Source organism: Mesorhizobium sp. ES1-1 (genome assembly GCF_020164785.1).
In the GTDB taxonomy this organism is placed as follows: Bacteria; Pseudomonadota; Alphaproteobacteria; order Rhizobiales; family Rhizobiaceae; genus Mesorhizobium.
In genome coordinates this window covers 26084-49752 of record NZ_JAIUGX010000018.1, presented here as the reverse complement: position 1 = coordinate 49752, position 23669 = coordinate 26084, and the positions used below count along the sequence as shown (strand labels likewise).

The window sequence follows — 23669 nt, the reverse complement described above, 5'->3', positions numbered from 1 at the left end:
GGTGGGAACCAAATTCGGGATAACGCCTTGGCAAATCAGAAAATGTTGGGTGTCGTGGACAGCGGCGCGACATTGGCGATCATGCGGATCGCCCGGGTCTTGTTGGTCCCGGGTTGCTCGGCGATGGCGCGCAAGCAATCCATGCTCTCGGCCCCCCAGGATTGGCCCTTGCAGGCGAAATCGATTGCCGGCATCGGCAGACGCGCGCTTTTGACCGTTGTCGGCGCACCTTCGATGATGCCGGCAGGCGGCGTCAGCGAGGCAAAGGCCGGCCCGACCGTCGGCGTGACCGCCATGCCGACGAAGGCGCAAGCAGCCAGCACCATGTACATTGCCATGGGGTGGTCGCTGCTGCGCTGCCGCAGCGCCAGCTTCGGGCGGCAGTCACCGCGCTGCGGAGCCTGGAAGCGGCACTCGCCGCTGTTCGGGTATGTTTTCGCATGCATCGCCGTTCCCTTCGTTGATGTTCTTTTTGTGATGAAGCGAACCTAATCGCACTTTGTAACAACGCGAAGATGGCGCCGAACAACCGATGTAACAGGTTCGAAACGGCCCTCCGGCAAGCGTTCGACTCTCAGCGCTTTCGCGTTCGAACTGTGCCTTCCCGCCGCCGCAGAACCAGGTCAACAGGCACAAGCCATTGCATTTCAATACGAAATATGATTTTATTGAATGATTATTCAATAAAAAGAAGAGACGGACATGAATCCGCACCTGCGTGACGTGGCAATCCCCAACGATTGGGATCGCAGGGGATTGCCGGGTTGGAGTTACCATTCCGATGCCCTTCTCGAACTCGAGAAGGAATATGTGTTCCGCAACCATTGGCAGATCGTCGGCCACGTTTCCGACCTCCCGGACGCCGGCGACTATCTGACTATGGACGTCGTCGGCGAACGTGCTCTTGTGGTGCGCGGCAAGGACGGTGTCGTGCGCGGCTTCAACAATATGTGCCGCCACCGGGGTAGCCGCGTCGTCGCCGACAGCCAGGGCAATTGCAAGAACGCGCTGGTGTGCCCGTTCCATGGCTGGGTCTACAATCTGGACGGCACGCTGCGCGGCGCCGCGCGCCCGCGCTCCTTCCCCGATCTCGACAAGAACGAGTTCGGCCTGATGCCTCTCGACCTCGAAGTCTGGATGGGCTTCATCTTCATCCGCTTCCGCAGTGGCGGGCCTCAACCCTCGGTCGCCGAACTGATGAAACCGATCGAAGCGGAATTCGCGCATTACAATGCCGCCGACATGGTGCCCTCCTGGGGCATCTGGAACCAGAAGACGCCGGTCAACTGGAAGTCGGTGCGCGACGTCGACAATGAGGGCTATCACGTCGCCATGGCGCACCCGGCCCTGCAGGATCTCTATGGTGCGACCTATTTCGACGAGCCCTTTGTCAACGGCGTGTCGCGCTCCTTCGCCACCTACAACCCGCATGCCGGCCGCCGCTGGAGCGTCAGGAACTACGTCAAGATCGCACCCGAACCGGGGCATCTGCCGGACTATCTGAAGAAGGCCTGGGTCTATTACGGCATCTTCCCCAACGCCGTCATTTCGGTGATGCCGGAATCGGTGCAATTCTACCAGGAGTTTCCGCTGTCGACCGGCGAGACCCTGCTGCGCGGCGCAATCTATCGCTACCGCGACGAAAGCCGCGAACAGGCCGCCGCACGCTACCTTTCCTTCCGCATCGACCGCGATACAATGTCGGAAGACGTCCAGCTTTCCGTATGGTCGAACGAATCCATGCTGTCGGAAGCCTTCGAGGGCTTTTACCTCTCCGATCTCGAATATGGCGTGCGCACCCATCACGACCATCTGCGCAAGATGCTGCCGGTGCTACGGCTGGAGACCGCCCCCGAGGAAAAGGACATGTGGAATTTGAACGACGCGCTCAGGTCATAGGCGAGGCTTCCGCTCGCGCCGCGCACGATAGTCCCTCATCAGCAATTGCCAGGCAGCGCGGATTGCTACGGTGACGTCGCGCCGTGTCGCAGCCCATCGACCAGCAGGGCAACCATCCGCTCGGCACGGCCGCTTCCAGCATTGTGAGCCGACATGCACAGACTGGCCACGGCCCCCAGAAGTTCGTCGGCATCGACATCGGCCCGAACCACACCAGCGGCGGCAGCGGTTTCCAGCAATTTGCGAAGGGCGGGCCTCAGCCGTTCGTCGAAGTAACCCGGCAGCGTATCGAACGCCGGATCCCCGGAGTGCAGTGCCTTGGCCAGCCCACGCTTGGCGGCAACGAACGCCGCGTATCGCTGCATCCAGGCAGCCAGCGCTTCGAAGGGTTCGTGCTTGGCCGACAGGACAGCGGCGGCTGCGGCGCAGGCGTCGATCTCGCGGCGGAACACGGCGGCGACCAGATCGGAGCGCTGCGGAAAGTGACGATAGACTGTACCCACACCGACACCGGCCTTCTCCGCGATCAGGCGCACCGGTGCATCCACCCCGTCACTGGCAAAAACCGCCATTGTCGTCTGCAGCAATGTGTCGAGGTTGCGCTGCGCATCGGCGCGCACCCTCCGCTCCGGCTGCTTCGCAGGCTCGAGGCATTTTTCGGAATTGTCTGTGCCGCCTGCCACAACACGCCCACTTGCTAAACGGAACAATGTTCCGTATAAACGGAATCTCGTTCCGGTTAGCTGCGTAACACGGCCGGGCGGCATTGGCTACGGGCCCGAAGGAGAGATCATGCAATATCGCGCGCTGGGACGGACCGGCATCAAGGTCAGCCCTTACTGCCTGGGCGGCATGATGTTTGGTGGGTTGGGAAATCCCGACCATGACGACTGTATCCGGATCATCCACAAAGCCTTGGATTCCGGCATCAACTTCATCGACACCGCCGACCGCTATAGCCGCGGCGAATCGGAGGAGATCGTCGGGAAGGCGCTGAAAGGCCGGCGCGACAAGATCGTGCTGTCCACCAAGGTGCATGGACCCATGGATGAGGACCCCAACAGCCAAGGCAATTCGCGACGCTGGATCGTTCAGGCCGTGGAGGCTTCGCTGCGCCGCCTGCAGACCGACCATATCGATCTCTATCTCATTCATCGGCCCGCGCCGGATACCGACATCGAGGAGACCCTCTCGGTGCTCACCGATCTGATGCGCGCCGGCAAGGTGCGCGCGATCGGATCCTCGACCTTTCCTGTGTCGGAGATCGTCGAGGCGCAGTGGACCGCCGAGCGGCGCGGGCTCGCCCGTTTCCGCATTGAGCAGCCTCCCTACTCGATCCTTGATCGCGGCATCGAGCGCGAAGTCCTTCCCGTTTGCGAGCGATATGGAATGGGAGCGATGGTGTGGAGCCCCCTGTCCAAGGGCATGTTGACCGGGCGCTACCGCAAGGGCCAGCCACTGCCCGACAGCCTGCGGGTCAAATACATGCCGAGGCAGATGTCCGATGAGCGCAACCTGGACGCGGTCGAGCAGCTCATTCCGCTGGCTGAAGAAGCGGGCATGTCGCTCACCCACATGGCGATGGCTTTCGTGATGGCTCATCCAGGCGTGACGTCGGCCATTCTAGGGCCGCGCACCATGCAGCATCTCGACGACCTCCTCGCCGGCGCCGAAATGCGGCTCGGCGATGACATTCTCGACCGGATCGACCAAATCGTCCCGCCCGGAACGGATGTGGGCCTGAACGAAGCGAACTACAGCCCACCTGCCATCCTCCAACCTCAACTGCGCCGCCGGCCGGCCGGCGAACGCGCCGCCGCATGAAACCCTGAACCTCGTCATGGATTGATATCCGCAGGAAACCTCCGGCGCCCAATTCCAGGCGCCGGAAGGCTGCTCTTTGCTCCGGATTTGGTGCCGTTACGGGCGACGCTGGCGCCGACCTCCGCTCACACGGAAAGGGATGTCACCCATGCCACACGCCTTCCTTGTGCAGATCGTCCATCGTGCGGGAAATGCCTTCGCGCAGGATGCCGACCATGTCGTCGATCTGCTCGCGGGTGATGATCAATGGCGGTGACATCACACACATATTGATCAGCGGCCGAACAAGCAGGCCGAGTTCGTGGCAGTGCGCATCGATGCGCTTGCCGACATCCTTGTCGAGTTGCAGGGGATCCTTGCTGTCGCGGTCCGCAACGCATTCGACGCAGCCCATCAGCCCCAGGCCCCGAACCTCGCCGACCAGCGGCAACTCTTCCAGGGTCTTCAATTGCGCCTGGAAGTAGGGCGCGACCTCCTGCGCGTGGGCGAGCACGACCTCCTCCAGCAGGTCGAGGTTTTTCAGGGCTACGGCGCAGCCAATGGGATGGCTCGTATAGGTTAGGCCATGGCCGAACATCGCATCGGGATGGTTCGACCGGCGCAGGTCCTCGAGCAAACGTTCCGAAATGATGACACCGCCAAGCGGAAAATAGCCCGAGGTGACGCCCTTGGCGAAAGTGATCATGTCCGGATCGATGCCGAACATTTCGTCCGAGGCAAAGACGTAGCCGAGGCGGCCAAAGGCCGTCACCACCTCGTCGGAGATATAGAGTATATCATTGTCGCGGCAGATCTCGCGGATGCGCTTGAGGTAGCCGTCCGGCGCGATGACCACACCGCCCGAGGCCTGCACCGGCTCGCCGACAAAAGCGCCAATCTTGTCGGCGCCGACGCGCGCGACCGTATCGCGGAACTCATCGACCAGGAAATCGGTAAAGGCGGCAAGGCTCATGCCCTGCGGACGGCGGAACGGATCGGGCGACGACAGCTTGACCACCAGCTCGTCGGCGCCGTCCATCCAGTCGCGGTCGCGCGGCCGGCCGTTGAGCGAAGCCGAAAGATAGGTGGATCCGTGATAGGCGCCGCCTCGGCTGAGGATCAGCTTCTTCTCCGGCCGTCCGCGCACATTGTTGTAGAATTGCATGAAGCGCAGCGCCGTCTCGACGGCCGACGAGCCCCCCGTGGTGTAGAAGACGTGGCTGAGATCGCCCGGCGCGTGGCCGGCGATGCGCCTGGCAAGTTCCGCCGAGGGTGCGTTCATCGTGTACCAGGGCGTGTTGTAGGACAGCGCCATCGCCTGGTCGTACATCGCCTTGGCGAGTTCCTCGCGGCGGTGGCCGATATTGACGCACCACATGCCGGCTGGCCCGTCGATCAGCCGTTTGCCGGAGCTGTCGGTGATGTAAATTCCGTTGCCCTCGCCGATAAGCGCGCGCGCCTCGGCGCCGACAGAACCGGCATAGGGCCAGGGCTGGATGAGATGGCGCTTGCCAAGTTCGATCGCATCGTCACCGCTGGTCTCAGTGATGTCAGTCGCTCTCAGATCCTGTACAGCCGCCATCATCGCCTCGTGTGCCAAGTGGATATCGCCATCAGATGAAGCTCAGCGCCGATTCCCACGCGGCATTACCAACTTCATTCTGAATGGTCGTTCAATCAATATCACAGAATTAGCGCTTGATTTCAATGTGCGGCTGCGCGCATGATCAAAGAAAGCCGGCAAGCTAGAGCGCGACCAACGAAGCGGCCACAGCTATTGCAATGGTCGGGCTCGAGAATAAAATTGGGAACAGGCGGCCGGGCCAGCACGATGGGATGCCGCATGGCGGGAAAGTCCAGGCCAGCAACCGAAATCACGCCGGCAGCCCACCGTTTCAGGGCCCAGCAATGACGGTGGCCGCGGAAGGGTCACCGCCATTGCGAATGGCGAGGGCCAAAGGAAATGCCCTCCTCCGGTCCGAACCAGCACAGGGCCTCGCCCTGATCAGCCCGACCCTCGTTTACGCGCTCATCCTGCTGGTCCTGCCGATATTGGTGGTCATCGCGCACTCCTTCTGGACGCAGAACTATCTCACTATCGACCGCACCTTCACGCTGGAGAATTACCGCGTCGCGCTCACCGAGCCCATATACCGCGATCTGTTGTGGCGCTCGCTCTGCATCTCGCTGACGGTCAGCCTTCTCACTGTCCTGCTGGCCTATCCGATCGCCTATTTCATTTCCTTCCATGGCGGCCGCCACAAAAGCCTCTGGCTATTCCTCATCACCATTCCGTTCTGGACGAGCTATCTCCTGCGCGTGATGTCGTGGAAGGTCATCCTGGGCTATAATGGCGTGCTCAATTCCGGCCTGATGGGCCTTGGCATCATCGACGAACCGTCGACGGCGCTGCTCTACAACTCGACCGCCGTCATCATCACGCTGACGCATGCCTGGGCGGCCTTCGCCATCCTGCCGATCTTCGTCTCGCTGGAAAAGGTCGACCGAACGCTGGTCGAGGCGGCCAAGGATCTTGGCGACGGCCCGCTGCGTTCATTCCTGCGTGTCACCCTGCCGCTATCGGCGCCCGGCGTCATCTCGGCTGCGCTCATCGTCATGATCCCCACCGTCGGCGACTATGTCACGCCCAAGCTGGTCGGCGGCAAGGACGGCGTCATGATCGCCAACGCCATTCAGGCGCAATTCGGCAAGGCTTCCAACTGGCCTTTGGGCGCCGCCCTTTCCGTCACCACCATGGTCATCGTGACTATGATGGCGGGGGCCACGGTGCTGGTCATCCGCGCCGTGCAAAGGCTGGCGCGATGAGGGCATTGCGGCGCTTCCTTTCCGGCGGCTGGCTGCCGGCCTACGCGTTCCTCTACGTCGTCTTCCTCTATCTGCCGGTCATCTTCCTGCCGATCTTCTCGATCAACACGGCGGCGACGCCGAAATTCCCGCTCTCCGGCTTCACCCTGCATTGGTACGAGGACCTGCCCCGCACGCCGGCCCTGCTTGATGCAGCCTGGAACAGCCTCGTCGTGGGCGTGTCGGCCGCCATCCTGTCCACCGTGCTCGGCATCCTCGCCGCCCGCTCGATCACCCGCTATCGCTATCCCGGCCGACGAACCATCAACGGCTTGATCATGGCGCCGCTGGTGCTGCCCGAGGTGATCGTCGCCATCTCGATGCTGCTGGTGATGCTGCAACTGGGCCTGAGCCTGTCGCTGTTCACCGTCGTGCTCGGCCATGTGCTGGTCTGCATCCCCTATTCGATGACGGTGCTGACCTCCGGTTTCGAGGGCTTCGACCGCAGCCTGGAGGAAGCCTCCGCCGATCTCGGCGAGAGCGCCTTCGGCACCTTCCGGCGCGTGACGCTGCCGATGGTGGCGCCGGCCATCATCTCCAGCCTGCTGGTCTGCTTCACGATCTCGCTCGACGAATTCATCATCGCCTTCTTCCTCACCGGCACCGAAGCAACGCTGCCGATCTACATCTGGGGCCAGCTGCGCTTCGCGGCGAAGCTGCCGGGCGTGCTGGCGCTGGGCACGCTCCTACTTTTTGCCTCGTTCCTTTTGATGACCGTGGCGGAAATCCTGCGCCGCCGCGCGGCCCGACGCACCCAGAACGAGGGAGGCCTCTATGCCTGAGCAGCCATCGCCGGCAGATCGGCCGCGCTCCGAACGGGCCATGATAGAAATCCGCAGCGTTACCCGCAGCTATGGGGCGTTCAAGGCGCTGGACGACGCGTCGCTGACCATAGGGGAAGGCGAGTTCTTCTCGTTGCTCGGGCCCTCCGGCTGCGGCAAGACCACGCTCCTGCGCATGATCGCCGGCTTCGACAACCCGACCAGCGGCTCGATCTCGGTTGCAGGTCAGCCCATGGAAGGCATACCGGCCAACCGCCGGCCGACCAACATGGTATTCCAGAGCTACGCGATCTTCCCGCATCTCAACGTCGAGCAGAACGTCGCTTACGGCCTGAAGCGGCTGAAGCTGCAAGGCAGCGAGGAAAAGCGCCGCGTCGAGGAGGCGCTGGCGCAGGTCTCGCTGACCGGCCTCGGCAAGCGTCTGGCCACCGAACTTTCCGGTGGCCAGCGCCAGCGCGTGGCGCTCGCCCGGGCGCTGGTGATGCGCCCCAAGGTCCTGCTGCTCGATGAACCGCTCTCGGCGCTCGACAAGAAACTGCGCGAGCAGATGCAGGTCGAACTGCGCCGCCTGCAGCAGGCGGTCGGCATCACCTTCGTTCTGGTCACCCACGACCAGTACGAGGCGCTGGCCATGTCCGACCGTATCGCCGTGATGTTCGGCGGCAGAATAGCGCAGGTCGCCTCGCCCAAGGAGATCTACCAGCGGCCGGTCAACCGCCAGGTTGCCGACTTCCTCGGCGGCATGAACTTCGTCAAGGGCGAGATCGTCGAGGAGAACGGCGCCTCGCTGGTCGTCGACACGCTCGGCTTCGGCAGGATCAAAACCGACAAGCCGAAGGCTTTCGTGCGCAATGGTGGGTCGGCCACGCTCGGCATAAGGCCCGAGCGTCTCCGCGTGTTGTGGGACAATGCAACGGCCAAGTTCGAAGTTGCCGGCAAGGTCGTCGAACGGCACTATTTCGGCGAGATCACCCATCTCATCGTCGAGATCCCCGGGCTGGAGAAGCCGCTCTCGGTGACGGAGACCAATGATTTCGGCGCCGACGACATTCCGGTCGGCACCTCGATCCGCCTCGCCTATGAGCCCGAGGCCCTGGTGGCGATGGCCGACTGAAGCTCCGCGGCGATTTTGCGCGCTGCAATGCGCCCGGCGACGATGGCGCCTTCGACGTAGCCCGGGAAGGATGGCGAAAGCTCGGAACTGGCGAAATGCACTGGCGCGGCACCCCTGCGTATCGTCTCTTCGGCATCGATGGCTCCCACGTCGACAATGATGTCGCTATAGGCGCCGCCGCTCCAACGGTCCCCTATCCAGTCACGTGAACTGAAATCGATGACATTGGCCGCCTCCGGACCAAGGGCGTCCTCCAATCGGGCCGTCACTTCCCCACGAAGAGCCGCCTCGCTCAACGCATGCCAGCGCAGTGCGAGCGGGCCGCCGATGAAGACCACCAGCGCGGCATGCTCCGCGTCCCTGCTGGCGTCGCAGGCAAACAATCCCGGCAGGTCTCGCCACATCACCATGCCGCTCAGATCCCGTTCGCGCCAGAAAGGCCTGGGATAACGCACCAGGACCTTGATGACAGCACCGCTCTTCCAGACACCGAGCGCCCCGCCGAGACCTGGCGGCAAAGCAGGCGCGAAGTCGAGCTTCGCGGCCATCACTGGCGGCAGGGCGAGAAGGACTTGACGCGCTTGTATGGCACCGTGTGCCGAGACGACCCTAACGCCATGCGGCCCGTGTTCGATACGCGCGACCGCATCATTCAGCCGCACCCGGTCGCCGATTTGGGAAGCCAGGTCCTGCGCCAGGGACTGCATGGTCTCGCGCAGAAAATATTGCAGCTCCGGCACTTCATTGGTGATGCGGCGGTCATTGTCGATCAGGTACCAGAGCGGCACCATGTCCATAGGCAAGCACCACAGGCCTTCGATCATCGACCGGAAAGCAGTCTTTGCATCGCTTGGATCATGCTGGCGTTCGAGCCAGCTGGCGGCGCTGATGCCTTGTATGGATGGATCGTTCGGCTCGATCCTGTTCATGCGCTCGCGGATTGCCATCGCGCCATCGTAGGTGCTCTCGGCCTGTTCGACCGACATCGACGGATGGGTGATGAAATCGCCGTCCACATAGGTCTCGACCAGCGTCTTGCCGTAAGCCTCGACCAGAGCCATCAGTTCCGGCATGTCCTCGCACAGGAACTGACCGCCGCTGTCGATACGCTCGCCAAGCCCGTTTTGCCTGGCCTCGGCGCGTCCGCCAACGCGGTCGCGGGCCTCGAGCAGCACGAAGCCGATGCCTGCCGCCTTCAGCGCATGCGCCGCCGACAGGCCGGTGAAGCCGCCGCCGACGATGACGACATCAGTTTGCTCGAACTCGGTCTTCAATAGCCTGCCTTGATCTTCTCGAATTCGGCGATCATCTTGAGTTTGAGATCGGACGGCACCGGCGACTGGAACAGCGTCTTGTCGATGAATTTCTGCACGTCGTCATAGCCCTTTTCCTTCAGGACCGCCTGGTCGACGCCGGCCATTCCCTTGGCATTGGCCTGGCCATAGCCCCAGTCCTTGACCAGCACCTTGGCCGTCTCCGGGTCATTGACGGCGTTCAGGTAATCATAGGCCTTATCGATGTTGCCGGGCGCATCCTTGAACAGCACGTAGCCGCAGACCCAGGTCGAGATGCCTTCGTCAGTGTCCTTCTTGGACTTGATCGGAACGCCGGCGGCGACCGATTGGACCGTCGCGTCATTCCACGCCCAGGCGAGATCGACCTCGCCGCCGCTCAGCAATTGCACGACGTCGGTGGTATCGGTCCAGTAGGAGCGCACGTTCTTGTGCACCTGGCGCAGGAAGTCGGAGGCTTGCTTGAACTGGTCGTCGGTCATCTTGGTCCAGTCCTTGAGGCCGATGGCGAGGCTGGCCAGCGCATAGGCGTCGTCGACATTGTCGCCGATCGAGACCCGTCCCTTATATTTGGGATCGGCGAACGCTTTCAGCGACTGCACATCCTTCTCGTCGATTTTGGAGGAGTTGTAGGTCAGCTGCGTATTGCCCCAGTCCCAAGGCATGAACCACGCCTTGCCGTCATCGGTCGTGGCGAGGTTTTTCATCGCCATGATGCCGGGATTGAGGTCTTTCCAGCCGGTGATTTTTGACGTGTCGAGCGGCTGCAGCAGGCCTGCCTCGCGCCATTTCACCACGCTTTGCGAGCAGGGATGGCCGAGATCGGCCTTGAAGCCGGAGCGGACCTTTTCGAACGCCTCGTCCTCGTCGCCGAAGAAGGCGAAGGTCGGGGAGTCGCCATTCTTCTCGACATATTTCGGGTGGAAGCTCGGGTCCTCGTAGCCGGACCAGTCGAACACGATCAGATCCTTATCGGCGGCGACAGCCAGCGCTGCCGCCGAAGCGGCCAGCGTTCCGGCCACAGCCATGGTCAGTGTCAGGCGTCGGGTCAGTGTTTTCATCTCTGTTCCATCCTCTGTGGTGTTCGGTTTCTTATGGTTTGACGGCGGCCTTCAGCGGGTAGTGTTTCGGGAATGCGACCGACAGGAATTCGTTGGCCGCCTGCAGGGCGGTTTCCCGGGTGGTGTCCTCGGTGCCCATCATCAGCCGCAGCCACAATCCCTCCAGCATGGCGCTGAGCGCTAGCGCCATGACCTGAGGTTCATAGGCATAACCACCGCTCTGCTTGAGCGACGCGCACAGGTCGATGAAGATGGTCTGGTAGACGGCATCGCGCGCGCTGCTGAGCGCCTGGTAGGTCGGCCGCGACTTGGCCTCGCCCCAGAAGGCGCACCAGGCGGCGAGCTTGCGCTTGTTGCAGATCGAGCGGTCGAAATCGGCACAGACCAGCGCGTGCAACTGATTGGCGGGCTCGTCGCCCGCTCTCTGCAGGGCGTTGCGCCAATGCGCAGAATACTCGTCATACATATGCTGCAAGGTGGCGACGAGCAGCTTTTCCTTGCTTTCGAAATGGAAGTTCACGATGCCGCGCGACAGCCCGGCGCCATCGGCGACATCGGCCATCGTCGTTTCCGAATAGCCGCGCCTTGCCAGCGAATCGATCGTCGCCTCGATGAGCTGAAGCTGCCTGACCTCCTTCGAGGCCTTGCGTCCGCGCTTTTCGGAGTCGGCTTTCCGCGCCGGCTCAAGGAGCGCTTCCCTGGCGTTTGCTGTCTTCATGCGCGTGACGGTCTCCAGCATCGCCGGCTAGCCCTTGGCATCCGGCTTCCACCCGCGAAGATGAGTGGGACGGTGCTCGCCACTGTCAAGCACCTTGTGCATGGCCTCCCAGGTCCGGATATTCTTCTCTACATAGGCCGACCCAACCGCCGCGACCACCGAGGGAAAGAGCGGCCCTTTCAGCCTTTCCAATTCACCCTTGGCGACCACGCGGTACCAGGGATTGCGGTTCCTGACGGTGACATCGACGAAGCCGGCGCCGCGCATCGCTTGCACGTAGCGGTCTGGCGATGCCATGGCAAAGGACAGGCCCTCGGCAGCGACATAGGCCTTCATGTCAGGCGACGGTTCGCCGTCATGCGATATCATCCAGTTGGAAGCCGCGAAGACACCGCCCGGCCTCAGCACTCGGAATATATCGGCGAACAGCGCGTCCTTGTCGGGCACATGCAGCAGCGCATCCTTGGAAAAGACGACGTCGAAGGCGCTGTCGGCGAAAGGCAATGGTCCAGGCGGCGCCTGGACAAATCTGGCGCGATCAGCCAGTCCGCGCGCGGCGGCCCTTTGCGTGGCCGCCTCGATCACCGGCCGCTCGACATCGAAGCCAGTGGCGTGGGCGGCGCCATGGCGCTCGATGAGGTGGAGCGTGATGCCGCCCGAGCCACAGCCAATATCGAGGATCGTCTTGCCCGAGAGGGAAAGCCCCTCCACCACCCGGTCGACCTCGTCCGGCCCGCCCGGCGACAGGTAGCCGTCGCCCCACAGCGCCTCGAGGAATCGGATGGCGGTGTCGTCATACTCCGGCTCGGCTTCTGCCGTTTCCATCATCGAGGCTCGATCCCAAATCGAATGAACGCCAGCCCAACGCGGGCAAAGCCTATCGAGTGCCGGGAAAAACGCAACATCATTTGTTGAACATTCATTCAGTAAGTCTGGACAGGACGGCAGTCATCGTGCCAATTTCCAGGCGGTTGGTGACAGATCGCGCACAATGAACAGCGGATCGCGCATGAGAGCTCGGCAGGAATGAAAGCTTGGGATGCGATCATCATCGGCGGCGGGCATAACGGCCTGGTCAATGCCTGCTATTTGCAGCGCGCCGGGCTGGACGTGCTGGTGGTCGAGAAGAACGACTGGGTCGGCGGCGCCGCCACTAGCAGGGAACTGACGCCGGGTTTCCTTTATTCCAACTGCTCCTATGTCTGCTCGCTGTTTCGGCCCGAGATCATGCGCGATCTCGAACTGCCGCGCTTCGGCCTGCAGGTGATCTCCTATGAAGGCGGCGCCGTGTTCACCCGCGACGGCGATTACCTCGCCAATTACCGCGACCATGACGCCCACCGGCGCGAATTCGCCCGCTTCTCCAGGCGCGACGCCGAAGCCTATGACCGCTACGCCCGCGATGTGACCCGGCAATGCCGCTTCATCCAGCCGCTCCTGATGCGCACAGCGCCCGACCCGGCCAGCCTGCGGCCGCGCGATCTTGGCGAGTTGCTCTACCTCGGCAAGAAGTTCGCGGGCCTTTCGGCGCAGGAGATGGCACTGACGCTGCGCTTCTGGACGATGTCCATTTCCGACTTTCTGGACGAATATTTCGAGACCGATGTCATCAAGGCGAACTTTGCTCTCTCCGGCATCATCGGCACCGCGCTCGGCCCGATGTCGCCCGGCACGGCCTATGTGCTGCTGCACCACTATATGGGCGAGGTCGACGGCTCGGTCGGCGCCTGGGGCTATGCGCGCGGCGGCATGGGCGCGGTCGCCAAGGCGCTCGCCGCGTCGTTCAAGGCATCGGGAGGGACCATCCGCACCGGCGCCGAGGTCGACCATGTTCTGGTCGACCGGGGTAGGGCCAAGGGCGTCGTTCTGGCCGGCGGCGAGGAGATCCATGGCAAGCTCGTCGTCTCCAACGCCGACGTCAAGCGCACCTTCCTCAAACTGGTCGAGGAAAAGGAACTGCCCGACATCTTCCTGCGCCGGGTCACAAATTTCAAGATCCGCGGCTCGTCCGGCAAGGTCAACATCGCGCTTGATTCGCTGCCGGAATTTCCCGCCCTGCCAAAGGATTCGCCTGTCTACCGCGGCGACATGCATTTCACCGATTCGATGGAGCGCATGGAACGCGCCTATGACGACTGGAAGGCCGGGCGCTGGTCGGCCGACCCCTTCCTCGACATGGTCATCCCGACGACTCTCGATCCGACGATGGCGCCGCCCGGCAAGCACTTCATGAGCTGCTTTGTGCAATACGCACCGCCGAAGGTGAACGGCAGCGAGTGGACCGAGGCCGACCGGGACGGTTTCGCCGAAAGCGTGATTGCGCAGATCGCGGCATACTCGCCCGGCTTCCGCGACCGCATCGTGCATATGGAGGTGCGCACGCCGCGCGAGATCGAAGCAGAGGTCGGCCTGACCGAAGGCAACATCTTCCAAGGCGAACTAACCTTCGACCAGCTTCTGTTCAACCGCCCGATCCCAGGCTACGCGCAGTATCGCTCGCCCGTCCGCGGTCTGTATATGTGCGGCTCGTCGACCCATCCCGGCGGCGGCGTAATGGGCGCGCCCGGGCGCAACGCGGCGGCCGAAATCCTGCGCGACCTCGCCAAGTCGACCCCGCATATGAGCCCGGCCCATGACGTCATTTGACTGCATCGTCATCGGTGGCGGCCACAACGGCCTCGTCGCTGCCGCGACGCTGGCGAAAACCGGCCGCAGGGTGCTGGTTCTGGAGGCTGCAAATGAGGTCGGCGGTGCGGCGCGCACCGAGGAATTTGCGCCGGGCTTCCGCACGTCGTCCATAGCGCATCTGCTCAATCGTCTGCATCCGGATGTCGTCAAGACGCTGGAGCTGGAGAAGCACGGGCTGCGGTTTAACCGTGCCGACTTCGTGCCGTCGGTTGCGCTGTCCAGGGATGGCCCCGCGCTTATGCTGCACGGCGCCTATGGCGAGGTGCTGACCGGCGCCAGCCCCACGGAGCAGTCGGCCTGGAAGGCATTGCGCGCGCAATTGCTGCGATATGCCGGCATCCTCAAGCCATTCCTGTCCCGCCGGCCGCCCGATCTCGCCGGCGTGTCGCTACTGGAGGCGGCCTCCCTGGGGCAGGCCGCACTGGGGCTGAAGAAACTCGGCAAGGAAGACATGCGCGACTTCCTGCGGGTGCTGCTGATGAATGTCGCCGACCTGCTGGATGAACAGTTGGAGGATATCAGGCTGAAAGGCCTGCTTGCGTTCGACGCAACGCTTGGGAGCCATCTCGGGCCTCGCTCGCCGACCTCGCTGCTCGGCCTTTACTATCGCCTGGCTGGCGAGGCAGGCGGGATGGCCGGCGCCCAAATTGTGCCGCAGGGCGGCATGGGCGCGGTCATCGCCGCCATCCGCGCCTCGGCGGAGAAGGCCGGCGTCAGCATCCGCGTTTCCTCTCCGGTAACGAGGATCATCGTCGAGAAAGGCCGCGCCGTCGGTGTGGCGCTCGACACCGGCGAGGAAATGCGCGCCAGGACCATCGTCTCGGCCATCAACCCGGCCACCACATTCCTACACCTTATCGGCCCTCGCGAAATCGACACCGGTTTCACGCGCAAGGTGAAGAACATCCGCATGAAGGGGGATGCGGCCAAGCTCAATCTGGCGCTCGACCGGCCGCCGCAGTTCACGGGCGTCGATGCCACGGGGCACAAGGGCCGTCTGGTCATCGCCCCGTCGCCCGACCATGTCGAGCGCGCCTTCAATCCATCCAAATATGGCGAGTTCTCGCCCGAGCCGGTGATGGAGATTACCCTGCCCAGCCTTGCCGATCCGTCGCTGGCACCCGACGGCGCCTGCGTCCTCTCGGCCGTGGTGCAATACGCACCCTACGCGCTGAAACAAGGCTGGAACGTCGGAAAGCCGAAATTCCGCGAGGCGGTCATGGCGCAGCTCGAGGCCTACGCGCCAGGCGTAGGCAAAAGCGTTGTGCATGCCGAACTTCTGACGCCGGCCGATATCGAGACGCGCTACCGCATGCCGGGCGGCCATTGGCACCATGGAGAATTGCAGGCCGACCAGATGCTGGTCTCGCGCCCGGTCTCCGGCTGGTCAGGCTATGATACCCCGATCTTGGGATTGTTCCTGGGCGGCGCGGGCTCGCATCCTGGCGGCGGCGTTTCCGGCGCGCCTGGTCTCAACGCCGCGCGGCGCGTCCTTGCGATGAAGGGGTGAGGATGGTGTTTCAGTCCGCAAACGCCTCACTCCGCGGCGCACCCCTCTGTCCTGCCGGACATCTCCTTCATTTGTTGGGAGATCGGCAGTTTGCTCGATCGCCGCCTCCCTTCTGCCGTCCGAGATTGGCGAAATCGCCCGCGACAGCCAATCTCCCCCCTCGTGGGGGAGATGTCCGGCAGGACAGAGGGGGGCGCGAAGGGACGCCGTCATGAACCAGCAAGCCACCACCGCCTCATCGACAGCCCGCATCGCCGGCCAAGGCCATTTCCGCACGCTGCGTCTCGGCACCCCTTTCCAGCCGCGCATTGACGCGCTGGCGAGAACCCAGGATTGGTACAATTGGGCGGGCTACCGCGCCCCGCATTCGCTGTGGGATGAGGAACTCGAATATTTCGCCATCCGCAGCCAGGCCGCTCTGTTCGACATTTCGCCGATGACCAAGTACCGGATCGAGGGGCCGGATGCCGAGGCCATGCTGAACCGCGTCACCTTGCGCGATGTCGGCAAGCTCAAGCCCGGCCGTGTCCATTACACCGCTTGGTGCGACGACGAGGGATTCGTCCTCGACGATGGCACGCTGTTTCGCTTGTCGCCGACGCGCTTCCGGCTGTGCTCGCAGGAGCGGCATCTGCCCTGGCTGCTCGATAGCGCATCCGGGTTCGATGTCACGGTCGAGGAAGAGACCGAAGCCGTCGCCGGACTTGCCCTGCAGGGGCCGACCTCCTTCGCCGTGCTGCGCGATGCGGGTTTTGCCGGCCTTGAGGCATTGAAGATCTTCGACATTGCCGATTTCCCGCATGATGGCGGCACCGTTACCATTTCACGCACCGGCTTCACCGGCGACCTCGGCTACGAACTGTTCGTGCCGTCCGACAAGGCGCTAAGCCTCTGGGACCGGTTGATGTGTGCCGGCGAATTGCGAGGCATCCGCGCCATCGGCTACACCGCGCTCAACCGCGCCCGGCTAGAGGCCGGTTTGATCGTGGCCAATGCGGATTTCACCACCGCCGAGCATGCCATCCGCGCCGACCGCTTGCGCATGCCCGACGAGATCGGGCTCGGCTTCATGGTCGATCCGGAAAAAGGCCATTTCAACGGCCGCCGCGCCATACTGGAAGCACGGGCAAAGCGCAGGCTGCGCCATGTGCTGGTCGGGCTGGAAATCGACGGCAACATCCCGGCTGAACACGCCATCGTCTACCACAGGAAAACCCGTGAAGTCGGCCTGGTGAGCGCCGCTATGTGGTCGCCGATGGCCAAGCGCAACATCGCCATCGCCTCTCTGGCGCGGCCATACGGTGATACCGTGGTGGAGGACCTTTGGGTCGAGATCTACGCCATGCGCGAACTGCAGTACCAGAAGCTCATGAAGCGCGCCAAAATTGTGGCGCGGCCGTTCATCAAGCTCGACCGCCGCACCGCCAACCCGCCGGCGGATTTCTGACCATGGCAGACGATGTCGAAAACAGGGTGGACGACGGGGAAGCGGCCGAACAGTGGGAACTGATCAACACGCCGCTTGGCGAAAGATGGTCTGGCCGCACCCGCTATGCCGCCGCCATGTACTTCTACAAGCGCGGAGAAATGACCGCCGAGACGCTGGAGGTCTACCGCATCTGCGCGCGGCTCGATGCGGAAGATCCGCTGCCCATCGTCCGGGATCGCGGCGTCGGCAAGGACTGGCTGAAGCGCATGGGCTCCGAGTTCTAACCGATCGTCCGTTCCAGCATGTTCAACCAGTTGCGATAGGCGATCTTCTCGATCAGCGCGCGGCCGAATCCGCGTGCCGCCAGTGCATCGATGAGCTTCGGCAGACCGGTCACGTCGCTGATCGGCGCCGGTATCATCGCGCCGTCGAAATCCGAGCCGAGCCCGACGCCATCCTCACCCAGCGCCTGCAGCAAGGAATCGACATGGCGCACCATGATGTCGAGGCTGGTATCGGCATTCATGCGGCCGTCCTCGCGCAGGAAGCCGGTGGCGAAATTCAGCCCGACCATGCCGCCGGACTCGCGGACCGCACCGAGCTGCCAGTCGGTGAGGTTGCGCGAATGGCCGCAGATCGCGTGCACGTTGGAATGGGTGGCAACCAGCGGCGCATCGCTGAGCGCGGCGACATCGCGAAAGCCTTTCTCGTTGAGATGCGAAAGGTCGATCATGATCTTGAGCCGGTTGCAGGCTTTGACCAGGGCCTTGCCGGGATCGGTCAGGCCCGGCCCGGTGTCGGGCGAGGATGGAAAGCGGAACGGCACACCGTGCCCGAACGCGTTCGGCCGGCTCCAGACGATACCGAGGGAGCGCAGGCCCGCCGAATGCAGAACGTCGAGCATGGTGAGTTCGGGATCGATCGCCTCGACGCCTTCGATGTGGAACACCGCCGCAATCGAGCCTTTGGCCATGGCGTCGCGCACATCGCCGGCGCTCCGGCAGACGGTGAGTGCCCCGGCCCGCTCAAGCCGGAACAGGATCGAGGCCATGGCGATCGTCGATGTCAGTGCCTCGTTGCGCGGCACCTCTGGAGGCAGGGGTTCGGCATCGCTGGGTGCCAGGGGCACCGCGCCGCGCCGGGCTTTCTCGATCGGCGGCGGGAAGATCGCGAACATGCCGCCGGCAAATCCTCCGGCCTTGGCACGCGGCAGGTCGATATGGCCGCCGGCCTGCCCCTCGATGAAGAGCTTTTCGACATCCGCGTCCTTCGACTGGTAGAGCCTCAGCAGCGTGTCGTTATGGCCGTCGAAGACGGGAACGAGGTCGGTTTCGGTCATCGGGGATCATTCGCTCGATTGGGCGGCGCGTTGCCTGCATATACCTACTTAGGCAAGATGGCGTGCGGGCGCAAATGCCAGAGCCCTGTTGCCATTGTGACTGGCAGCTTCGCGACGACACTGTCCCGACGAAGCGGGGACGGCCCTATTGCTTCAGCACGTCCGCCCATTCCGGATGGCGCCGGAACTGCGCCGCGGCGAACGGACAGAGCGGGATGATCTTCTTGCCGGCCGCACGCGCATCCTCGACGCCGCGAGTGACGAGCCGAAGCCCGGCACCCTGGCCACGAAAGGCATCTGGGACTTCGGTATGGTCGATGATGATCTGGTGCTCACCGATCTTGGTGAAGGTCATCTCAGCCTCGGCGCCGCCGGGTCCGCGCAGCACATAACGACCCTTGGAACCGCGATCCTCCAGTTCGATCTCAGGCAACTGGTCAGGCATCTCTACACTCCTTGGTCGGCACCGGCCAGAAAACGCCTTGCCGCATCGATTTCGTTGGGTCGCACTTCGTGCCCGCCCTCATGCCATTCCACTGTGACATCGGCACCCTGGGCACGCAAACAGGATTCGAGCCTTGCGGTCAGGTCCGGCGGGCAGATCGGATCGCGCTCGCCGGCGGTTACCAGAATATGCCGGCCGGCGAGACTACCCCTGACCTCGGGTTCGAACGGTATGAGCGGATGCATCAGCACGCTGGCATCGAAAAGCAAGGGTTCGGCAAACACCACCGAGGCTAGGATGTTGGCGCCGTTCGAATAGCCAAGCCCCAGCACGGCCGACGGCTTTGCGTCATCGACATGGGCCTTGATGAAGGCGGTCATCTTGTTCGTCGCCCGGGCCAAATCGTCCATGTCATAGACGCCCTCGCCGGTGCGGCGGAAGAAGCGCGCGGCACCGTGCTCGGAGACATCGCCGCGTGGCGAGATGATGGTGGCGCGAGGCGCGAGATCGCGCCCCAGCGAGACCAGCTGGTTCTCGTCGGCCCCGGTGCCATGGAAGACGAACAGCAGGGGACCGCCCGGCGAACCGGGCAGTGCCTTGTGGATGTAAGCGTCCTTGCTCATGGCTTCAGCCTTCCAGCTTCTGCAGGTGCTGTTCGAGATAGGGCCGCAGATGCTGGTGCTGCATTGGCAGCTTCAGCGCCTCGCCCAGATGCGCAGTGTCCTCATCCCTGTCGAATCCCGGCTCGTTGGTGGCGACTTCGAACAGCACACCGCCAGGTGTACGGAAGTAGATCGCCCAGAAATAGTCGCGGTCGATCACCGGAGTCACTCCGTAGCCGGTATCGATCAGCGCCTTGCGCACTTCGAGTTGCCTGGCGCGGTCTTCGACGGCGAAGGCGACATGGTGGACCGAGCCGGCACCGAGATCGGCAAACGGCGCCGTCGGCAGCGATTCGATGTCGATGACATCGGCTCCATTGCCGTTCTTGACCGCCAGCCGCCTGATCGTGCCGGACTTGTCGATCTCCTCATAGCCCATGAATTTCAAGAGTTCCTCGGTGGCGCCGCCGTCCTTCAACCTGAGCGACACGGAATGGAAGCCGCGGATCGCCTCATCGGCGGGGATGCCGCCCTTTGCCCATGGCGCCCTGGTGTCGGCCTTGTCCTCGACCAGCGCGAAACCATCGCCGTCCGGACCCGCAAAAGCCAGGCGCCTGTCTCCGAATGTCTCTTCGCGCAACAGGCCGGTGACGCCCTCGTCGACGAAGCGTTTTTCCCAATAACCGAGCGTGCCTTCGGGCACCGAGTATACCGTGGTGCCGACTTCGCCGACCCCGTGGCGGCCCTTGCCGATATGGGGAAACGGGAAATAGGTCATCACCGAACCCGGCGTGCCAGCCTCATCGCCATAGTAAAGGTGATAGACGTCTGGCGCATCGAAATTCACGGTCTTCTTGACCCTGCGCTGGCCGAGTTTTCTGGTGAAGAAATCATTGTTCTGCCGGGCATCGCTGGCCATCGAAGTGACGTGATGTAGGCCCTTGATCTGGTCGAGCATTGTCTTGCTCCTTCCCTATACTTATGCGGCCCTTGCCGCTGTCCATGCCAATATGAGGATGCATTCGCCGGCGGCAAAGGCGGCAAAAACCGGATGGACTGTGCTGAATAAGTGAACAATCATTGTCGATTTGTTCACTAATCCACCATCTGAAGCCGCCTTGCGCCGCTGCTGGAAATCGGTTCCATGGATAGCGAGCGAACATAAGCGAAGGAGTGTTGCGAGTGGCTGGAACAGATAGGCGCCCGAACGTCCTGTTCATCACCTGCGACCAATGGCGGGGCGATTGCCTGTCGGCTGCGGGCCATCCCGTGGTGCGGACGCCGAATGCCGACGCACTGGCCGCCGAAGGCGTCCTGTTCAGCCGTCACTACGCAGGCGCGGCGCCCTGCTCGCCCGCCAGGGCCTGCCTCTATACCGGCCTCTATCAGATGAACAACCGAGTCTGCCGCAACGGCACGCCCCTCGACGCCCGCCACTCCAATATCGCGCTGCATGCCCGAAGCCTGGGCTATGATCCGACGCTGTTCGGCTACACGGATGTGGCGCTCGATCCGCGACTGCTGTCGCCGGGCGATCCGAGGCTTAAAAGCTACGAGGGCGTGCTGCCTGGCTTCACCGTACGGCAGCTGCTGCCTGAACATCAGAAGCAGTGGCTGTCCTGGCTGAAACAGCGTGGCATGGGTGTCAGCGCCGGGTCGCCGGCGATTCACCGTCCTGTCGAGGGGGAAGACCACACCGACGCGGTATCAGAGGCGCCGCCCATCTATTCCAAGGACGAAACGCCGACGGCTTTCCTTGCCGGCGAGTTCATTCGCTGGCTCGGCGAGCAGGACCGGGACGCGCCTTGGTTCGCGCATCTCTCACTCATCAGCCCCCATCCGCCCTTCATCGTGCCGGAGCCTTACAACACGCTGTACGATCCTGATGATGGGCCGGCCTTTTACCGTGCAGAGAGCTGGCGGGACGAAGCCCGCAGCCACCCCTATATTGCCTATGACCTCAGCCAGCGAAAACGCGCGAACTTCCGCCCCGGCGTCCCGGGTAACGTGTACGACTGGAGTGAGGACGATTTCCGCCGCATACGGGCAATCTATTACGGCATGATCTCGGAGGTCGATGCACGGCTTGGCTTGATATGGCAATCGCTCAAGGCTTCAGGCGCGTGGAATGAAACGATCATCATCCTTACCTCCGACCATGCCGAGATGATGGGCGATCACTTCATGCTCGGCAAGGGTGGCTACTTCGACGGCAGCTACCACATCCCGCTGATCATTCGCGATCCGAGGCGCCGTAAGGCCTTCGGTGGCAAGGTCGATCGTTTCACCGAAGCGGTCGACATCCTGCCCACGCTTATAGACCTGCTAGGCGACGCCCCGGAACCGCATCTCGACGGATGTTCGCTGAAGCCGTTCCTGAGCGGCGGTACTCCTGCCAGTTGGCGCGACGCCGCGCATTGGGAATTCGACTTCCGCTCTGTCTCGAGAGGCGACGCTGAAACGCATTTCGGCGTCGGCTCGCGCCACTGCAACTTGGCTGTCATTCGCACCACGAGATTCAAATACGTGCATTTTGGCGGCGGCTTGCCGCCACTGCTTTTCAACGTCGAGGCGGACCCCGGCGAACTGAAGAATCTCGCCACCAGCCCCGCCCATCTTTCCACCCGGCTCGAATTCGCCGAGCGGCTCCTGTCGTGGCGTGCCGAACATCTGGACCAATCCTTGGCACTGGCCGAATTGACGGACCTTGGCGTCGTGGGTCACATCTCCGGGCTGCAACCCCGCTCCACGTAAAAAGGCCCGCACAGGGCGGGCCTTTTTTTTGAAGCTGCAGGGTCGTTACTGGACGATCAGCCGCTGCTTGTCGCGCTGCTGCGCATAGCTGCCCTTGTCATAAGCGGTCTGGGCTTCCAGCTGCTCCTTGGTGAAGGTGGTGTAGAGGTACTTGTTGCCGTCCTTGTCGGTCATGAATTTCAGATTATCCATGCCGACCGCGACTTCCTTTTCACCCATGCCGAGGAAGCCCCCGACATCGACGATCACCGCGTCGGCTTTCTTGTCGGGGGTCAGGATGACATCGCCGATCTCACCCACCCTTGCGTCATTGGCACCATAGACTGTCGTGCCCTTCAGATCGTCACCGCGGATTTCGCCAACCGGCATCTCCGTCAGCGTCGACTTGTCGATTGCCGCGGTCTCGGTCTGGTCGGGAGCGGTGGCATCTGGCGTAGCGGCAGGAGCATTCGCCGTCTGGTCAGCAGGAGCCGTTCCAGTAGAAGGCGCCGCGGCCGGTGCCGTCGCTGCCGGCTCATTGGACGCCGTGGTGGCCGGCACCGGATCATACGCCTTGCGGTCGAAATCCGGCAGCTCCTGGAGCTGTTCCTTCGTAGTCTGCGCTACAAGCCAGCGATCGCCGTTCTTCTCGGCCCACTGCGCCTTGTCAAAATCATAGGCGACGTTCTTCTCGCCCAGGCCCAGGAAGCCGCCAACCCCGATGATCAGCGATTTCGCCTTTCCTTCCTTGGTCAGCACGATATCGTTGACGTCGCCGATGTTCTGCGCGTCGTCGCCCGTTCCGTTATAGACGGTTTCCCCGACGATGTTCGTCGCGAGGTTGCCGTCCGCCCGTTTTACAGGCTCGGCCGAGGCCGTGTTCGTATCGGCGGGCGCCTGGGCCGTGTCCGTGGTTGCCGGAGCGGCTGCGTCGGTCGAAGCCGCCGGAGCGGGCTTTGCCGCATAGGGCTTGGTGTCGAACTCCGGCTGAGCCGTCAACTCATCCTTGGTCGCCTGGGCAACCAGCCAGCGATCACCGTTCTTCTCGGCCCATTGCAGCTTGGAGTAGTCGAAAGCGACGCTCTTGGCGCCAACGCCCAGAAATCCGCCGACGTCGATGATCACGGACTTGGCCTGGCCATCCTTGTCGAACACAACATCACTGACCTTGCCGATATTCTCGGCGTCGTCGGCAGAGCCATTATAGACTGTTTCACCGATGATATTGCTGACGATCAAGCCATCGGCTCGAGCCACAGGTGCGGCTGTGGCGTTGTTTTGTACGACAGGTGCATCCGCCGCGGCCGGAGCAGGCGCGTTTTGCGCATGAGCGCCGGTCGCGATCAATGTTGCGAGTGCGGTCGTGGCTAAAAGGTTGCGGATCATGAT

The 23669-nt window shown here is 63.0% G+C and carries 22 protein-coding genes; 10 read left to right on the top strand and 12 right to left on the bottom strand.

Annotated elements, in window-relative coordinates; translation table 11 throughout:
* Positions 1–35 precede the first annotated feature (35 nt).
* Complete coding sequence (locus LB513_RS24225; protein WP_224666012.1) at positions 36–446, bottom strand: hypothetical protein; 411 nt, start codon at positions 444–446, stop codon at positions 36–38.
* 256 nt (positions 447–702) lie between these two features.
* Here LB513_RS24225 and LB513_RS24220 point away from each other — a divergent pair, with 256 nt between their 5' ends.
* Entirely contained in the window at positions 703–1899 is a 1197-nt protein-coding gene (locus LB513_RS24220) for an aromatic ring-hydroxylating oxygenase subunit alpha (RefSeq protein WP_224666011.1), read from the top strand.
* A 65-nt stretch (positions 1900–1964) separates the two neighbouring features.
* Here the strand turns inward: LB513_RS24220 and LB513_RS24215 are convergent, their stop codons facing one another.
* Complete coding sequence (locus LB513_RS24215; protein WP_411962744.1) at positions 1965–2519, bottom strand: TetR/AcrR family transcriptional regulator; 555 nt, start codon at positions 2517–2519, stop codon at positions 1965–1967.
* A gap of 172 nt (positions 2520–2691) precedes the next feature.
* On the opposite strand from LB513_RS24215, the gene LB513_RS24210 reads away from it, so the two are divergent.
* Positions 2692–3723 carry an aldo/keto reductase gene (locus LB513_RS24210; RefSeq protein ID WP_263482252.1) on the top strand — a complete coding sequence of 344 codons (1032 nt, stop codon included), beginning with the start codon at positions 2692–2694 and terminating at the stop codon, positions 3721–3723.
* Positions 3724–3865: 142 nt separating this feature from the next.
* Here LB513_RS24210 and LB513_RS24205 read toward each other — a convergent pair whose 3' ends face one another.
* Positions 3866–5284 (bottom strand): aminotransferase, encoded by a 1419-nt coding sequence (locus LB513_RS24205; protein WP_224666008.1) that lies wholly within the window; start codon positions 5282–5284, stop codon positions 3866–3868.
* 326 nt (positions 5285–5610) lie between these two features.
* On the opposite strand from LB513_RS24205, the gene LB513_RS24200 reads away from it, so the two are divergent.
* The 3 genes from LB513_RS24200 to LB513_RS24190 are packed head-to-tail and all read left to right on the top strand — an operon-like array spanning position 5611 to position 8463.
* Positions 5611–6528 carry an ABC transporter permease gene (locus LB513_RS24200; RefSeq protein WP_224666007.1) on the top strand — a complete coding sequence of 306 codons (918 nt, stop codon included), beginning with the start codon at positions 5611–5613 and terminating at the stop codon, positions 6526–6528.
* Positions 6525–7349: an ABC transporter permease gene (locus tag LB513_RS24195; protein ID WP_224666006.1), complete on the top strand. Its 825-nt coding sequence runs from the start codon at positions 6525–6527 to the stop codon at positions 7347–7349. Before LB513_RS24200 ends, LB513_RS24195 begins: the two co-directional genes overlap by 4 nt.
* Positions 7350–7389: 40 nt before the next feature.
* Positions 7390–8463, top strand: a complete 1074-nt coding sequence (locus LB513_RS24190; RefSeq protein WP_224666034.1) for an ABC transporter ATP-binding protein — start codon at positions 7390–7392, stop codon at positions 8461–8463.
* On the opposite strand, the gene LB513_RS24185 is transcribed toward LB513_RS24190, so the two are convergent.
* From LB513_RS24185 to LB513_RS24170, 4 genes are read right to left on the bottom strand one after another with little or no spacing between them, the layout of a single operon-like run.
* Entirely contained in the window at positions 8427–9737 is a 1311-nt protein-coding gene (locus LB513_RS24185; RefSeq protein ID WP_224666005.1) for a flavin monoamine oxidase family protein, read from the bottom strand. The two genes, LB513_RS24190 and LB513_RS24185, sit on opposite strands and share 37 nt — an antisense overlap.
* A complete protein-coding gene (locus LB513_RS24180; protein WP_224666004.1) occupies positions 9734–10816 on the bottom strand; it encodes an ABC transporter substrate-binding protein in 1083 nt (360 codons plus the stop codon). The genes LB513_RS24185 and LB513_RS24180 overlap by 4 nt, the downstream gene beginning before the upstream one ends.
* Positions 10817–10847: 31 nt before the next feature.
* On the bottom strand, positions 10848–11555 hold the full coding sequence (betI, locus tag LB513_RS24175; RefSeq protein ID WP_411962743.1) for a transcriptional regulator BetI: 708 nt from the start codon (positions 11553–11555) through the stop codon (positions 10848–10850).
* A 6-nt stretch (positions 11556–11561) separates the two neighbouring features.
* A complete protein-coding gene (locus LB513_RS24170; RefSeq protein ID WP_224666002.1) occupies positions 11562–12362 on the bottom strand; it encodes a class I SAM-dependent methyltransferase in 801 nt (266 codons plus the stop codon).
* Between the two features lie 198 nt (positions 12363–12560).
* Here LB513_RS24170 and LB513_RS24165 point away from each other — a divergent pair, with 198 nt between their 5' ends.
* From LB513_RS24165 to LB513_RS24150, 4 genes are all read left to right on the top strand, one after another.
* Positions 12561–14180, top strand: a complete 1620-nt coding sequence (locus LB513_RS24165) for a phytoene desaturase family protein (RefSeq protein ID WP_224666001.1) — start codon at positions 12561–12563, stop codon at positions 14178–14180.
* On the top strand, positions 14167–15732 hold the full coding sequence (locus LB513_RS24160) for a phytoene desaturase family protein (protein ID WP_224666000.1): 1566 nt from the start codon (positions 14167–14169) through the stop codon (positions 15730–15732). The genes LB513_RS24165 and LB513_RS24160 overlap by 14 nt, the downstream gene beginning before the upstream one ends.
* Positions 15733–15943: 211 nt before the next feature.
* Entirely contained in the window at positions 15944–17179 is a 1236-nt protein-coding gene (locus tag LB513_RS24155) for an aminomethyltransferase family protein (protein WP_224665999.1), read from the top strand.
* A 2-nt stretch (positions 17180–17181) separates the two neighbouring features.
* A complete protein-coding gene (locus LB513_RS24150) occupies positions 17182–17445 on the top strand; it encodes a hypothetical protein (RefSeq protein ID WP_224665998.1) in 264 nt (87 codons plus the stop codon).
* Here LB513_RS24150 and LB513_RS24145 read toward each other — a convergent pair.
* From LB513_RS24145 to LB513_RS24130, 4 genes are all read right to left on the bottom strand, one after another.
* Positions 17442–18500, bottom strand: a complete 1059-nt coding sequence (locus LB513_RS24145; protein WP_224665997.1) for a dipeptidase — start codon at positions 18498–18500, stop codon at positions 17442–17444. The genes LB513_RS24150 and LB513_RS24145 overlap by 4 nt on opposite strands.
* Positions 18501–18645: 145 nt before the next feature.
* Positions 18646–18945 carry a GNAT family N-acetyltransferase gene (locus LB513_RS24140; RefSeq protein WP_224665996.1) on the bottom strand — a complete coding sequence of 100 codons (300 nt, stop codon included), beginning with the start codon at positions 18943–18945 and terminating at the stop codon, positions 18646–18648.
* A gap of 2 nt (positions 18946–18947) precedes the next feature.
* Positions 18948–19568, bottom strand: coding sequence for an alpha/beta hydrolase (locus tag LB513_RS24135; protein ID WP_224665995.1), 621 nt, complete (start codon positions 19566–19568; stop codon positions 18948–18950).
* Between the two features lie 4 nt (positions 19569–19572).
* Positions 19573–20505, bottom strand: a complete 933-nt coding sequence (locus LB513_RS24130; protein ID WP_224665994.1) for a VOC family protein — start codon at positions 20503–20505, stop codon at positions 19573–19575.
* Between the two features lie 224 nt (positions 20506–20729).
* On the opposite strand from LB513_RS24130, the gene LB513_RS24125 reads away from it, so the two are divergent.
* Positions 20730–22301, top strand: coding sequence for an alkaline phosphatase family protein (locus LB513_RS24125; RefSeq protein WP_224665993.1), 1572 nt, complete (start codon positions 20730–20732; stop codon positions 22299–22301).
* Between the two features lie 45 nt (positions 22302–22346).
* On the opposite strand, the gene LB513_RS24120 is transcribed toward LB513_RS24125, so the two are convergent.
* On the bottom strand, positions 22347–23666 hold the full coding sequence (locus tag LB513_RS24120) for a PRC-barrel domain-containing protein (RefSeq protein WP_224665992.1): 1320 nt from the start codon (positions 23664–23666) through the stop codon (positions 22347–22349).
* Positions 23667–23669: the final 3 nt, after the last annotated feature.

Bases quoted from the DNA above. Each gene is read 5' to 3' on its own strand.
- LB513_RS24130 (WP_224665994.1), bottom strand. From the start codon at position 20,505: ATGCTCGACCAGATCAAGGGCCTACATCACGTCACTTCGATGGCCAGC.
- LB513_RS24220 (WP_224666011.1), top strand. From the start codon at position 703: ATGAATCCGCACCTGCGTGACGTGGCAATCCCCAACGATTGGGATCGC.
- LB513_RS24140 (WP_224665996.1), bottom strand. From the start codon at position 18,945: ATGCCTGACCAGTTGCCTGAGATCGAACTGGAGGATCGCGGTTCCAAG.
- LB513_RS24180 (WP_224666004.1), bottom strand. From the start codon at position 10,816: ATGAAAACACTGACCCGACGCCTGACACTGACCATGGCTGTGGCCGGA.
- LB513_RS24210 (WP_263482252.1), top strand. From the start codon at position 2,692: ATGCAATATCGCGCGCTGGGACGGACCGGCATCAAGGTCAGCCCTTAC.
- LB513_RS24200 (WP_224666007.1), top strand. From the start codon at position 5,611: ATGACGGTGGCCGCGGAAGGGTCACCGCCATTGCGAATGGCGAGGGCC.
- LB513_RS24150 (WP_224665998.1), top strand. From the start codon at position 17,182: ATGGCAGACGATGTCGAAAACAGGGTGGACGACGGGGAAGCGGCCGAA.
- betI (WP_411962743.1), bottom strand. From the start codon at position 11,555: ATGCTGGAGACCGTCACGCGCATGAAGACAGCAAACGCCAGGGAAGCG.
- LB513_RS24160 (WP_224666000.1), top strand. From the start codon at position 14,167: ATGACGTCATTTGACTGCATCGTCATCGGTGGCGGCCACAACGGCCTC.
- LB513_RS24205 (WP_224666008.1), bottom strand. From the start codon at position 5,284: ATGGCGGCTGTACAGGATCTGAGAGCGACTGACATCACTGAGACCAGC.
- LB513_RS24225 (WP_224666012.1), bottom strand. From the start codon at position 446: ATGCATGCGAAAACATACCCGAACAGCGGCGAGTGCCGCTTCCAGGCT.
- LB513_RS24120 (WP_224665992.1), bottom strand. From the start codon at position 23,666: ATGATCCGCAACCTTTTAGCCACGACCGCACTCGCAACATTGATCGCG.
- LB513_RS24145 (WP_224665997.1), bottom strand. From the start codon at position 18,500: ATGACCGAAACCGACCTCGTTCCCGTCTTCGACGGCCATAACGACACG.
- LB513_RS24155 (WP_224665999.1), top strand. From the start codon at position 15,944: ATGAACCAGCAAGCCACCACCGCCTCATCGACAGCCCGCATCGCCGGC.
- LB513_RS24195 (WP_224666006.1), top strand. From the start codon at position 6,525: ATGAGGGCATTGCGGCGCTTCCTTTCCGGCGGCTGGCTGCCGGCCTAC.
- LB513_RS24190 (WP_224666034.1), top strand. From the start codon at position 7,390: ATGATAGAAATCCGCAGCGTTACCCGCAGCTATGGGGCGTTCAAGGCG.
- LB513_RS24170 (WP_224666002.1), bottom strand. From the start codon at position 12,362: ATGATGGAAACGGCAGAAGCCGAGCCGGAGTATGACGACACCGCCATC.
- LB513_RS24135 (WP_224665995.1), bottom strand. From the start codon at position 19,568: ATGAGCAAGGACGCTTACATCCACAAGGCACTGCCCGGTTCGCCGGGC.
- LB513_RS24165 (WP_224666001.1), top strand. From the start codon at position 12,561: ATGAAAGCTTGGGATGCGATCATCATCGGCGGCGGGCATAACGGCCTG.